Source organism: Nostoc sp. (assembly GCF_036917535.1).
In the GTDB taxonomy this organism is placed as follows: Bacteria; Cyanobacteriota; Cyanobacteriia; order Cyanobacteriales; family Nostocaceae; genus Nostoc.
In genome coordinates, this window is record NZ_JBALDA010000071.1 from 1 (window position 1) to 13963 (window position 13963).

8 protein-coding genes are annotated in these 13963 nt (G+C 42.6%); 3 read left to right on the forward strand and 5 right to left on the reverse strand.

The window, feature by feature from the left end; all coding sequences use genetic code 11:
- Positions 1–297: 297 nt before the first annotated feature.
- The gene (locus V7K56_RS22965; RefSeq protein WP_334913908.1) at positions 298–1314 is read right to left on the reverse strand and encodes a Vgb family protein; all 1017 of its coding nucleotides are present in this window, start codon (positions 1312–1314) and stop codon (positions 298–300) included.
- A gap of 287 nt (positions 1315–1601) precedes the next feature.
- On the opposite strand from V7K56_RS22965, the gene V7K56_RS22970 reads away from it, so the two are divergent.
- Positions 1602–4058, forward strand: a complete 2457-nt coding sequence (locus V7K56_RS22970) for a glycoside hydrolase family 31 protein (protein ID WP_334913909.1) — start codon at positions 1602–1604, stop codon at positions 4056–4058.
- A gap of 249 nt (positions 4059–4307) precedes the next feature.
- Positions 4308–8678 carry a PAS domain S-box protein gene (locus V7K56_RS22975; protein WP_334913911.1) on the forward strand — a complete coding sequence of 1457 codons (4371 nt, stop codon included), beginning with the start codon at positions 4308–4310 and terminating at the stop codon, positions 8676–8678.
- 930 nt (positions 8679–9608) lie between these two features.
- Here the strand turns inward: V7K56_RS22975 and V7K56_RS22980 are convergent.
- A complete protein-coding gene (locus V7K56_RS22980) occupies positions 9609–10091 on the reverse strand; it encodes a DUF4168 domain-containing protein (protein ID WP_334913913.1) in 483 nt (160 codons plus the stop codon).
- A 109-nt stretch (positions 10092–10200) separates the two neighbouring features.
- Positions 10201–11190: a DNA polymerase III subunit delta gene (gene holA / locus V7K56_RS22985; RefSeq protein ID WP_334913915.1), complete on the reverse strand. Its 990-nt coding sequence runs from the start codon at positions 11188–11190 to the stop codon at positions 10201–10203.
- Between the two features lie 205 nt (positions 11191–11395).
- Here holA and V7K56_RS22990 point away from each other — a divergent pair, with 205 nt between their 5' ends.
- Entirely contained in the window at positions 11396–12184 is a 789-nt protein-coding gene (locus V7K56_RS22990; RefSeq protein WP_334913917.1) for a DUF1868 domain-containing protein, read from the forward strand.
- Positions 12185–12253: 69 nt separating this feature from the next.
- Here the strand turns inward: V7K56_RS22990 and V7K56_RS22995 are convergent, their stop codons facing one another.
- Positions 12254–13039: an RDD family protein gene (locus V7K56_RS22995; protein WP_334913919.1), complete on the reverse strand. Its 786-nt coding sequence runs from the start codon at positions 13037–13039 to the stop codon at positions 12254–12256.
- Between the two features lie 45 nt (positions 13040–13084).
- Entirely contained in the window at positions 13085–13912 is an 828-nt protein-coding gene (locus V7K56_RS23000; RefSeq protein ID WP_334913921.1) for a hypothetical protein, read from the reverse strand.
- Positions 13913–13963: the final 51 nt, after the last annotated feature.

The window sequence follows — 13963 nt, forward strand, 5'->3', positions numbered from 1 at the left end:
ACGAGTTATTAATAACCTCCAAAAAAAGGCTCTAGCTTTAGGTTTTGAGCTTGTTCCTCAGCCCGAAGTAAATACGGTTTCTTAGGAGAGGGATATAGCCGTAGCCACATAGGTTAGGACAATGTTGATTGCTAAAAGCCTTGATTTCACGCTTGTTTATACTCAGCACGGGCTAAACGCCCCGCTGACGCTAACAGCACTTTGCTATATATCGAAATATGCGCCTAACATACCCTACAATAATTTTATTTTTACTTTATAAATGACCTTTTAGGAGAAAGCTTAATTGCTGGATTTTTATGATGTGGCTTTCTGCTTACGGCTAACTACCTTGCCTATTCCTAGCACAGCACTAACCACCAATACAGCTAGATCCATTCTAGGTTCAGGAACAACAGTGCTGTCTTCAGTGAAAGCCAAAAAGCCAGCCCCATTCAACCCACCTCTACCGGCAGAGACAAAGGTGTCAATAAAAGCTCCTGTCTTGCCGTCGTAACGCAATACATTGTTACTATTTAAACCACTAACGTAGAGGTTGCCGTCACTACCAAAGATTGGCTTTACAGGGCCGTTAAGTCCGCCACTGCCAGATGAGACAAAAGTGTCGATAAAAGCTCCTGTCTTACCGTTATAGCGCAAGATATTATTAGCCCGAAAGTTAGCAATATAGAGATTACCGTCTGGTCCAAAGCTCAAGCCACTAGGTTCCGATCCTTTTTCCTCTGTAGCAAAAGTATCGATAAAAGCTCCTGTTTGCCCGTTGTACCTTAAAACACTATCAGTCAGACTACTACCGACGTAAAGGTTCCCATCTGAACCAAAGCTCAAACCAAAAGGTGCACTGAGTCCACCGCTACCTGAAGGGACGAAGGCATTGATAAATGCTCCTGTTTGCCCATTGTAGCGTAGAACACTATTACTAGTGCGACTGTTAATACTGGTAACATAGAGGTTACTGTCAGGTCCAAAAACCAAGTCTTCAGGTGAATCTAGTCCGCCACTGTTTGAAGGAACGAAGCTACTAATGAAATTCCCTGTTTTTCCGTCGTAACGTTTGATGCTACCGCTCAAAATACTACTAACATAGAGATTTTTATCGGGCCCAATAGTTAAACCAGTTGTTCCCTGTAGTCCGCCACTACCTGAAGGAACAAAGTCATCAATGAATTCTCCCGTTTTTTCGTCGTAGCGCAGAATGGAGTTATTATTAAAACTCCCTACTAAAAGTGCTGCATCAGCTCTTGGCGCTATCCACCCTAGTAATGCAAAGCTTATTAGTGGGAGGCTGATATAACAAAAGTTGAAAAATCTCATAATTTTATTAGCTCCTACAACCATAATTACTTAGTACAGTTAATCATAAATTTGTAGCCTCTGGTTTATCCTGCTTCCCCTGTCAGCCTCAACAGATAAATTTCCTTAATCCAAGCGTATTGGTATTTACTGTGGTAACGATACAAACTTGTGGATTACAGAAAACCACTGTTGCTAAAAAATATCTGCTAATCTATCACCGAACTTATAGCGAAAGAAAGATTTTGAGACTAAGTATCTCTGTAATCATGAAATGCGGACAAGTGTTAACCTGCTGAATAACTGATATGCCGCAATATTTCGGAAAACTACCCACTACTAATCAACCTTGGACAACCATCGGCAATGTAAAAGCTGTAACCTGGGACAATAATATTATTAATTTTGACTGTGGGGACTCACGTTTTACCATCAGCGTACTTGCTCCCAATTTAATCCGCGTGCGTTTGGCACTGACTGGGGAATTTGTGCCCCGCCGCTCTTGGGCAGTGACGCTGGATGATGCAGAATGGACGACAACACCTTTTACAGTCCGGGAAACTGAAGCAACGATAGAAATTGAAACAGCACAGATTCGTGTGTGCGTCCAGCGAGAAAAGTGTCGCATCGCCTGTTTCGACAAAGCTAATCGTCCTTTTGCCCAAGATGCAGATATGGGAATGGGTTGGCGGATGGGTGCAGTTGCAGGGTGGAAACAAATTGCAGCCGATGAACATTTCTATGGTTTTGGTGAACGCACAGGCTTTCTGGATAAACTCAGCGAAGTAAAAACCAACTGGACAAAGGATGCTTTAGATTATGATGCCCTGACTGATGAAATGTACCAGGCAATTCCATTTTTTATGGCTTTGCGCCCAGAGGTAAGCTATGGTATCTTTTTCAACACCACTTTTTGGAGTCAGTTCGATATTGGTGCTGAACAACCAGGTATTTGGAAGATGGAAACTCGTGGCGGTGAATTGGATTATTACATTATTTACGGTCCCGAACCTGCCCAAATCCTTGACACATACACTCAGCTAACTGGAAGAATGCCATTACCGCCGAAATGGGCGCTAGGTTATCATCAATGTCGTTGGAGTTACGAATCAGAAACCGTTGTGCGGGAACTAGCAAAGGAATTTCGCCAGCGTCGTATTCCCTGTGATGTTATCCACTTGGATATTGACTATATGCGGGGTTATCGAGTATTTACCTGGAGTCCCCAGCGTTTCCCCAATGCGGCAAAACTCATCAGTGATTTAGCACAGGATGGTTTCAAAACAGTCACAATCATTGACCCTGGTGTAAAGTATGAACCAGAAGGGAATTATGATGTTTTTGACCAAGGATTAGAAAACGACTATTTTGTACGTAAAGCCGATGGTACATTGTTCCACGGCTACGTTTGGCCTGAGAAAGCTGTTTTTCCTGATTTTTTACGTCCTGATGTGAGTAACTGGTGGGCTGATTTACACAAAAGCCTAACTGATATTGGTGTGGCAGGAATTTGGAATGATATGAATGAACCTGCCATAAACAATCGCCCTTTCGGCGATGAAGGTGAAAAGATTTGGTTTCCGCTAGATGCACCGCAGGGAGGACAAGGGGGACAAGGTGAGACCAGCCCCCGTCTTGGCGGTCTCCGTCACGATAGCGCAGCGTTAGCGAGTCTTCGAGCGTCTGGGGGACTGGCGAACCCGAAGGGGGACAAGGGGGATATCCCTGCATCTTCTTCAACTCATATAGAAGTACATAATTTGTATGGGTTGATGATGGCTAAAGCTTGTTATGAAGGATTACGACGGCATCGAGGTTCAGAACGATCTTTTGTGTTGACGCGATCGGGTTATGCTGGTGTGCAACGCTGGTCTTCTGTGTGGATGGGAGATAACCAATCGTTGTGGGAGCATTTAGAAATGTCTCTGCCGATGCTTTGTAACATGGGACTTTCGGGCGTGGGGTTTGTGGGTTGTGATATTGGCGGGTTTGCTGGTAACGCCACCGCTGAATTATTCGCTCGGTGGATGCAAGTAGGAATGCTTTACCCATTGATGCGCGGTCACTCGGCGATGTCTACTGCTCGTCATGAACCTTGGGTATTTGGCGATCGCGTTGAAAATATCTGTCGAGAATATATTAATCTACGTTATCAACTTCTTCCCTACATTTATAGTCTTTTCTGGCAAGCGGCAACAACGGGCGCACCGATTTTAAGACCATTATTGTACCATTTCCCCAACGATCCGAAAACCTATAGCCTCTACGATCAAGTATTGCTAGGTGCGTCGCTGATGGCTGCACCAATTTACCGCCCTGGAGTTGAGCATCGAGCTGTCTACTTACCCGTCGGCACTTGGTATGATTGGTGGAGTGGTGAGCGTTATGAAGGCCCGATTCACATTCTTGCTCATGCACCATTAGAAACAATGCCACTGTATGTTCGTAGCGGTGCGATCGTCCCTATGCAACCTGTCAGCCAATACGTCGATCAAGCCCCACTCGACGAGATCCGATTACGGATTTGGCCTGGTAACAACGAATATCAGTTATTTGAAGATGATGGACAGACAAACGAGTATCAAGACAAAATTTTTTCCCTGACAAACATCAGCGTATTCACTGAATCTAATCAAACAGTAGTAGAAATTGGAGCAAGAGTTGGCGAATGGACACCTCCACTCCGTCAAGTGATTGTAGAACTAGTTAGTATTGGAGAACAACGTTTCCAAGACGATGGCAAGCCTCGTACTCTGCAATTTTGAAATACTCGCAAAGGTGGTTTTTTGAACCACCATTATTTCCTATTTTAATTTGTGCAAGAAAAAAATATGCATAAGGGTAGATGAAAAATAAGTCAAGGCGTAAAATATAATACAAAGGATATAAATGGTTAAATCGTAAGAAATACGTAAGTTTACTACGCTAGATAGATGCGGTTAGAAAACACTCAATGTTAAATATTAACCGCTTGCGGCTGCAAGATAGATTTAAAGTCTCTACAAAATATATTTGTGGCAAGAGTCGCAAGTGCGATCGCTATTTTTGTTGGCAGCTTGGTATTAGTTGGCTGGTGTTTTGGTATTGAAGTTTTTAAGCATGGCTTCCTTGGTAGTCCTGCCATGAAAGTCAACACAGCGCTTTGTTTTGTGTTGTGTGGTGTTTCACTTTGGCTATTTTTAGCAGAGCAGGGGAGCAGGGGAGCAGGGGAAAACAATTCAAAATTCAAAATTCAAGTTGCGCTGTCAGCGCACCAAGGGTGCGACTCAAAATTATTTACCCATTTCCCCACTCTTCTTATCTCTCAGGTCTGTGCAATAGCTGTCACCACAATTGCAGCACTCACTCTTTGTCAATATCTGTTCGGTTGGAATCTCGGCATTGATGAGCTGGTTTTCCGTGATTTGCGAACTAGTATAGCGACATTGCATCCGGGGCGAATGGGGGTGAACACAGCATTGAACTTTATACTGGTCAGTGTCGCTTTACAGATTCTGATTCATCCAAAAACCCACCGCAGTTATTGGTATGCCCAAATTATCGCTCTGATTGCTACTTTAATTTCCTTTCAAGCGCTGATGGGTCATGCCTACAAAGTGAAAGTTCTCTACAGACTTGCCCCTCATACAACATCAATGGCGTTACACACAACGGTGTTGTTCCTCTTGCTAAGTATGGGTATTCTGTGGGTGCGGGCAGAACAGGGATTAATGAGGGTAGTTACAAGTGATAGTTACGGCGGCTTACTTGCACGTCGTTTACTAGTTGCTGCGATCGCAGTACCTTTTATACTGGGATGGGTAATTGTCGAAGGTCAACGGGCAGGACAATACGATCTGGCATTTGCAGTATCGGTGTTTGCGATCGTTGTGATTGTAATTTTTACTATTTTGATTTGGCAAAGTGCCAGGGTTATTGAACGCCTCAACGATCAACGCGACCTTGCCCAAGAAGCACTGAGAACCTACGAAGCTAAACTGGGAAGCTTTGTAGATTCTAACGTCATCGGGATTATGTTTGGCGATGTGTATGGCGGTATCCAGCAGGCAAACGACGAATTATTGAGGATGATTGGTTACACACAGGAGGATTTGTTAGCTGGTAAATTAAGTTGGAGCAATATCACACCACCAGAGTATCTATACTTGGATGAGCGAGGTGTTGCCGAAGCAAAGGGAAACACCAACGCTACTTGTACGCCCTACGAGAAAGAATATATTCACAAGGATGGTAGGCGCATCCCGGTTTTAGTTGGTTACGTGTTGCTAGGAGAAAACCGCGAAGAGTCAGTAGCGTTTATCCTCGATTTGAGCGAACGCAAACAAGCAGAAGCAGAACAACAAAAATTAGCATTGCTGGTAGAAAATAGCTCTGATTTTATCAGCATTGCCACCCTTGAGGGTCAATTACTCTACATAAATGATGCAGGTCAAAAGTTGGTAGGGTTTGCCAACCTGAATGAAGTAAGGCAAAAAGTAGTATTAGATTACTTCATGCCCAAAGACAAAGCCTATTTCCAAAAATATATATTGCCGACTGTGCTATCAGAAGGGCGCTGGCAGGGAGAATTCTGCTTCCAGCATCTCCAAACAGGTCAACCGATACCAGTTGATTACAACGTCTTCACTGTTACAGATGATAAAACAGGTCAGCCAATTGCCTTAGCAACTGTGACTCGTGACATCAGCGAGCAAAAGCAGACCCAGGAACAAATCTTACAGCTAAACAGGGATCTACAGCGCCGCATTACTGAATTACAAACTTTGTTGGAAGTAATTCCCATTGGAATTGGCATTGCCGAAGATCCAGAATGCCAAAATATTAAGGTCAACCCTTCTTTTGGCAAGCAGTTGGGAATATCCTCAGATGCAAATGCCTCCCTCAGTGCTGACTTGGACGAAAGACCAACAAACTTTAAAATTTACCGCGAGGGAAGGGAACTGTCAACAGAAGAACTTCCAATGCAGTACTCTGCTGCTTATGGTGTCGAAGTTCTGGATTGTGAACTTGATGTCGTCCATGACAATGGCAAAATCATCAACTTGTTGGAGTACGTTGCACCTCTGTTTGACGAAGAGGGTAAAACTAGAGGAAGCGTTGGTGCATTTTTAGATATTACGGAGCGCAAACAGGCAGAAGAAGTACTCCTAAATCAGCAAAAATGGCTAGAGAATGTGTTAAATCTGATGCCAAGACCGTTGCTATTTATCGAACCAGGAACGGGGCGGGTAACTTTTGCCAATCGCTCTGCTAACGAATTAGCTGGGGGCGAATTTCCCAAAGGTGTACCCGCCGAAGATTATCACACAGTTTACTACTATACAGATGCCGCTGGCGATCGCATCCCCAATGAACTGATGCCAGGAGTGCGGGTTGCTCGTGGCGAACGCCTGAATGGATTGGAGGTGGACTGGCACACTCCCGCTGGCGTGCGCTCTCTACTAGTATTTGCTGATACCTTGCCAGCAATGCACGGTCATCCGGCTACCTGTATACTGGTGTTCCAAGAAATCAGCAACCTCAAACGGGTAGAAAAAGCACTCTCGTTAGGTTACAAAAGACTAAACCTACTATTTGACACAGCCAACGATTTATTATCGAGTCAGCAACCAGTAGTACTAATCGATAGCGTCTACCAAAAACTAAGAGAGCAAATTGGTTTAGATATTTACTTTAACTATTTGGTTGAGGATAACTCTCAGGTAATGCGGCTAGAGTCTTACAGTGGCATTTCCCCAGAACTAGCAAACCAAATCGAGTTTTTAGGATTTGGTAAAGCGGTTTGTGGGACTGTAGCCCAAGAGCGTTGTGCTATTGCTCTAGAGAATGTGCAGCAATCAATTGACCCGAAAACAGAATTGATTCGTTCTTTTGGAATTAGAGCTTATTATGCATACCCATTGCTCGCCCAAGGACGGTTGTTGGGTACTCTTTCTTTTGGCAGCCGCACTCTGTTGAGCTTCACCGACAATCAAAAAGGAATGATGCAAGCAGTATGCGACCAAATAGCGATCGCAATAGAACGGGCTAGTTTAATTGCTTCTTTGCAACAACAAACTGAGCAGTTGCAAGAAGCTAACCGGATGAAGGATGAGTTTCTAGGGATATTGTCCCACGAATTGCGATCGCCCCTCAATGCCATCCTTGGCTGGGCGCAATTACTGCAACGAAGCAAGCTCAGTGATACCCAAATGGCTAAAGCAACGGAGACAATTGAGCGCAACGCTAAAGCGCAAACCCAGTTAGTTGAAGACTTGCTGGATATATCACGAATGAATAGAGGTAAGTTACGCCTCGATGTTCGTACTTGTAATTTAGTTCCCATAATTGAGTCAGCCATCAAGACTGTTAGTTTAGCCGCCCAATCCAAGGAAATCGATTTGAGATTTTCCCTGATTCCCTCAAAAGAAACGCGAAATGCGCCACCGGGGATACTCCCCGTGGTCACTTTCGCGCCAAATTCAGATTGGGGATTAGGAGTTAATCACGAAAATCTCGAATTTTCAGCAGCACAATCTCAAACCAATCAACATTTAGAAGACAGCAAGCTGAGTGAAAATTCTCAATATTTAGTTTCTGGAGATTTCGAGCGCTTGCAACAAATTATCTGGAATCTGGTATCCAATGCCATCAAATTTACACCCGTTGGAGGAAGGGTAGAGGTGCAATTGTCGGTAATTAATGGACAAGAAAAACAACAGACAACAGATAAATATGCTCAAGTTCAGGTGATTGATACAGGTATTGGGATCAGTCCTGATTTTCTTGCTTACGTCTTTGATCGCTTTCGTCAAGCTGATAGTTCTAATACTAGAATCTATGGTGGATTAGGATTAGGTTTAGCGATTGTCCGTCATTTAGTAGAATTACATGGCGGTACTGTCCGTGCAGATAGTCCAGGTAAAGAACAAGGAGCGACGTTTACTGTCAAACTACCGCTTCTCAAGAGTGTCCACCTCCGTCCTTTTGCCCCTCTGCCCCCCTCTGTTCCTTTGCCTGTTTCCCTCCTTGGTGTGCGCGTGCTGGTTGTAGATGACCAAGCCGATACCTGTGAATTCATCACTACAATCCTAGAACAATGCCAAGCCGAAGTTAAAGCTGTAGCATCAGTTGCAGAAGCATTGCAATTAATTACACAGTGGAAACCAGATGCTTTAGTCAGTGATATCAGTATGCTCCAGGAAGATGGTTATTCTTTGATCCGTAAAGTGCGATCGCAACCACCAGAACTAGGGGGAAATATTCCAGCCGCAGCTTTGATAGCTGATACTAGGGCAGAGGATCGGATGCGAGCTATACAAGAGGGTTATCAACTGCATTTACCTAAACCTATTGAAGCAGCTGAGTTAGCTACAGTAGTGGCTAGGCTTGTTGGACGAACTTAAAAATAAAGCATTGGGGGATATGAATTAATTTCTGCCCAATGCCTCATTCGCTTTTTTCTAATATCAAAATTTATAAATAGCAGTCTGAAATCATTTATGAAAATATACAGCAGATTGCAAGTTAATGAAGTACAAAAATACCCCTCCCTAACCCTCCCCTTGGAAAGGGGAGGGAACTAAATTGGGAATTTCCCCCCTTTACAAGGGGAGATTAAGGGGGGTAAAGGATGTACTTCATTTAGATGCAAAATGCTATATCTTTCTTCTGTCACTCTCCGAAAACTTTTGCCATTTTTAAATTCTAGAGCTTTTGTATAGCAGGCGATTGCGCGATTATTTTCTAATAACAAATACAAGACCGATTTTTTTCTAATAGTATAGCTTGTATTGATTGCCTCATGGGGCTTTTAGCGATCGCCCTTCCGGAAAGTGACAGAAGAGGGATATATCAATCTGGTTCATATCATGTCCGTATAATTAGTTATGATTCCCACAGTCATTGCACCCCACCCCCAACCCCCTCCCCGCAAGCGGGGAGGGGAGACAAAGCGCAGCTTTGGCGGGGTGGGGTTCTTGGGGTTTAATAAGTAATCAAACGGACATGATACCAGTTAAAAATTACTCGTATAAATACTTGGTTTTTAAAGACGCAATTTATCGCGTCTCTACATCTGGGCTTTGGGCTGATCTGAACTGTATTGAATTATATATCTCTTTCTTACCTTTGCCTCCTTCTCTACAAGACGCTGCGCGTACCTCTACGGAGAAGCAAGCTACACATAGTGTCTCATAGAGAAGGAGTTTCGTTTCCTTTTCTATATTTTTCATGAATTAGATAGGACTGCTGTAATGTCAGAATAATTGAGTTATGATTCCTATAGTAATTAGCTACTTACTTACTATGTGCTTTGATTGAAGTAGCTCTTATACTCAGCGAGACTCAGGAGGTTGTTGCAGCCGTAATAGGGTATTGTAAACCTGCCTTTTTAAGATAGTATTATTTTGTAGTTCTATAGTAATTTTGTTGAACTGTTCAAATTTCAAACCATTATCTTCGACAATTTTTTGAGCGTGGTTACAGTAGTTCACTGCAATATCTTGAGCCTTCCTTGGAAGACCATTTATGCTATTAGAATCGTTGCAGACAATATTGGGAATTTCTCCATTGCCAATAAGTTTTTTAATTTCTTCAAAGGCATTTTGACGGGCTGGCTCCATTGCTAGCACAGCTTGAGCGTAACTGTCGATTTCAGTATTGTTAACTATTGGTGGTGGAGTTTGAGCGTCAGCTTTGGAACTCAATGAAAAAGCGTTGGAAATCACACTTACACTAGCGATCGCGCCGAAAAATAATGATCGCGAAAGGGTTCGCTTTCGGCTAGTTCGAGAAAATAAATCAGAAATTTTCTTCATATAGTGTGTGATACAGAACTAGATCAGGGATATTATAAGAACTTTGAATTATTTTCGGAGTTGGAAGTTCCAGGAACTGCTCAATACATCAAGCTTTTATATTTGATTGTCAATTTCCTCGGCATACTTGACAAAGTTCGATTACTTTAGTCTGGAGTGTTGACATTTCTGATGCTCCTTGCTTAAGGCTGACTTCTAATTCCAGCAGTAAGGGTAAGCAAGAGATTAACTGTTGCACAGAAAGCAGCTTGATTTCTTGCTGTAAAAAGTAAATCCGTTTGGGATTACCGATATCAGCGGCAATAGCGATCGCTTGTTGATTCCGTTCCCCACTTTCTATCATAATCTTTACCCACAGCCAGGTACGAAATTGTCCAATCAGTGTTGTAACTATCCGTAATTCTGGCTCGGAAGCATTGCTCAAATCTGCCAAGGTTGTCAAAGCTTTAGCTGTATCTCCTGTTCTGATTGCTGCTGCTAATTGTAAGCTATTTTGAGTAGTATTTCTTACTAACTTCGTAACAGTATCTATGTCTAGAGGCTTATTGCTATCTTGGGCATATAGCCGCAATTTCTCTAACTCATTAGAAAGTAGGCGTGTATCATTTCCTACAGATTCTGCTAAGAAATGGGAAGTGTTGGCAGTCAGTTTCACGCCCACTGTCTGGGCTGCTTGATTGACAGATTGCACCAGTAATTCTGTTTTCCAAGGTGGGATAAGGGGAAATTCTCGGAATTCGGTAGCAAACTGTTTTAACAATTTTGTGGATTTGAGGCGTTCATCTGGCTTATTGCGGCTGGTGAGCAATAAAAATGAGTTTTCGGGAATGACTCTTAGCGATCGCCCTAATTCTGCCAACACATTCTCTGGACAGTGCTGACACAGAGTAGTATTTATCAGCCATACCAAGCGCCCACCAGCGCCAAAAGTAGGCGTCATCACCTGATTTAACCCCTGGATAGCAGCATCAGCTCGATCTGGGGAGAATGCAGTGTAATTAAAACTTGTCCATTGGGGATCGAGGACGCGATCGCGCAAAAGAGCGATCGCTTTTTCCATCGCAAAATCATCTTCACCCCAGTAAACATAGATTGGCATAGATAAACCTTGTAGTAGATGGGCATTGGGCATTGAGAAGAGACGAGGTAGACAAGGAAGAGGGGGACAAGGGAGAAACTTGTCCCCCTTGTCCCCTTGTCTCCTTTGCTCCCCACTCCGAAAAATTAAATACTTTTGAAATCATTCTGTTAATCAAGATAATTTTCCCTAAAATCTATCAAGTGAGAGCGTGAGGCTATGAAGATTGGACGACAACTATCAAACTTACTTAAATCGGTTAGCAAGACTGACGCTGCCTGAAGCCTACAGATCCCAAGCCCAGCGTATTCAGGAATCTTCTAAGTTTCAGCCACATTCTGGGTTGAGACAAGCAGCATCCTTTCCTGGCTATACGCTAACTACCCCGCCGGCAGAAGAAGAATCACACAACTCTGCTTTCTATGCCAAATTACAGACTTATCAACAGGAACTTTTGCAGTTGCCTGTAAACCGTAATTTGATTGTACCTGTACCTCCCGCTAGCTTCCATCTAACTTTAGCGGATTTAATTTGGGACAATGCTTACCTTGATGCCTACGAAAAAAATCCTAAATTTGACGAGGAGTTACACTCTTGTTTAGCTGAAATATTTCAAAAATATCAACAATTGATGACAAACAGGAGTCATCCAATTAAATGGCAAATGTTAGGACTAATACTGATGCCAAGAGCTGTAGCCATTTGTTTAGTCCCCCAAGATGAACGCTGTTACGAGGAAATTATTCAATTTCGCCGAATAATTTATCAAAATCCCAAGTTAATTGCCTTGGGTATTGAGCAGCATTATCACTTCACAGCCCATGTTACATTAGCCTATTTTGGGGAGGTTACATCTGACCTAGACCGCATAAGCTTCAGCACTATGCTTTCTCAATTGAATGAACAATGGCTGTTAAATTTGCCAGAATTTTTGATTGATCGTGTTGAATTGCGAAAGTTTGACAACATGACACGTTATTATCGTGAACCAGACTGGCCGATTTTAGATTTTTAAGTAATTAGTTAGTAGTTAGTAGTCAATAGTTTCCACTCACTGACTACTGACTACTCATTATTAATTAGCTTAAAATTTCCGTTGTTGATAACCGAGGTAAATTGCTTCTAAAAATACATCAGGCGTAACAGCTTCTGGCAATTTTTCTAAATGAATAATAGCTTTAACTTGCTCGGCTAGCTTGAGAGATAGTGATGCTCTTGCCTTTAACGACATTGCACTACGTCGCTGTAAATACTCGCGAATCACAGCAAAATCATCTGGCATCAATTGCGAAAAATCAGCAATTTCGATTAAGTGTTCATGAAGTCCTTTTGCCTGTTCTGAAATTGTCAATCTTGCAGATGCAGTGGGTGCTTGGACTTGAATGACAATTGTGCCAGCAGCCAAATCACCTAAGCGCTTTTCACGGCTACCCAACATAATTAAAAAAGCACCAATAAACAAAGTTTCATCAAAGGGTCGCAGTAAAGCACGTAGCGTTGCTTGTTGTAACCCGATCAGTCTACCATCATCTCGAACTACGCGAATTTTAGCAAATCGTTTACCAGGAGTTTCCCCAAACCATAAGGTTTCAAAAAATACAAAATAGCCGATGTAAATTGCAAAGGCGATAATGAAGAAAATTGCTAACAACCAAATGTCTAAACTTGGTAATTTTGTAAAAAAATATTCAACAAAATTTAATAGCTGTGTCGAGAAGACACTCCAAGTAAGGACAAACAGAAGCAAAGTTACACCCAACACTGTATAGTCAATCAGGAGTGCCAAAGCTCGATTACCGATTCCCGCTAGAGTGAATTCCAACTCTACACTTTCTGGAGTTTGGAATGTGATGCGATTAAAAAAGCGCATATTTTAAATAATTCAAAATTAATAGAGTTGGATTAAGGTGTTGGGTTAACGAAAATCTTGCGAGGGAGGTTCTCGTAATTGCAAACCTAGACCTTCACGCCGACTACGCAAGTCCAAGTATAAAACAGCTTTTAGTGCTTGCCAGAATGGCATGACTAAAACTCCACCGATCAAACTTCCAATCAGAGAAATAAGATAGACAATCAAGTAGATAGCAGTACCAGGCTCAAGCCTGATTAAAAATAAGCGAGGTATATAGTTTAATACAAATACCAACGGCATTGTAACGATAAAACCAACTAAAACAATGCCTTGAATGCGAAATACTGAGGCTTTAGTTAACTCCCAACTTCTGGCAACACTTTCGCCACCATTGATATTTTCCTCAACTGCTAAGGGGACTTCAGCTACTATCCAACGGGAGTAGAACCAGGTTAGTCCTAACAGCACAAGAACTCCCGTTACAATTAATCCCATAATGGTGGCTCCTAATATCCCTCCTAATACTCCTCCGATCAATCCACCTACCATAGTGCCCACGATCGCTAATCCAAGATAAATTAAAAGTATTGATATACCTACTTGGAAAGCAACTCTTAAAAATGACCAAAGACGTGGCTCAATATGGCTTCTGGCAGTTTGAACACCTTCAGGCTGGTAAATTAATTCTCCAAAAGCCAAGCGTGAAATGAGTCCAGAGATGGCTGCATATTTTGCCCAACCATACACAGGAACTAGAATCCACAAGTGCGCGATCGCAGCCAGATTAAGATAAGTCTTCAAATGAGAACGATACAACTTTACCGCAGCACTGACAACGTTACCAATACTCAGTGGTTGTATCTGGCCAGAAGATCCAAAGTTTTCAGACATAATGCTAAATTTGCCTTGAAATTACGGAGATGAATTTGAGGCTATCTTAAG

Coding starts and splice junctions, on each gene's coding strand:
- V7K56_RS22970 (WP_334913909.1), top strand. CDS start 1,602: ATGCCGCAATATTTCGGAAAACTACCCACTACTAATCAACCTTGGACA.
- V7K56_RS22995 (WP_334913919.1), bottom strand. CDS start 13,039: ATGCGCTTTTTTAATCGCATCACATTCCAAACTCCAGAAAGTGTAGAG.
- holA (WP_334913915.1), bottom strand. CDS start 11,190: ATGCCAATCTATGTTTACTGGGGTGAAGATGATTTTGCGATGGAAAAA.
- V7K56_RS22980 (WP_334913913.1), bottom strand. CDS start 10,091: ATGAAGAAAATTTCTGATTTATTTTCTCGAACTAGCCGAAAGCGAACC.
- V7K56_RS22965 (WP_334913908.1), bottom strand. CDS start 1,314: ATGAGATTTTTCAACTTTTGTTATATCAGCCTCCCACTAATAAGCTTT.
- V7K56_RS23000 (WP_334913921.1), bottom strand. CDS start 13,912: ATGTCTGAAAACTTTGGATCTTCTGGCCAGATACAACCACTGAGTATT.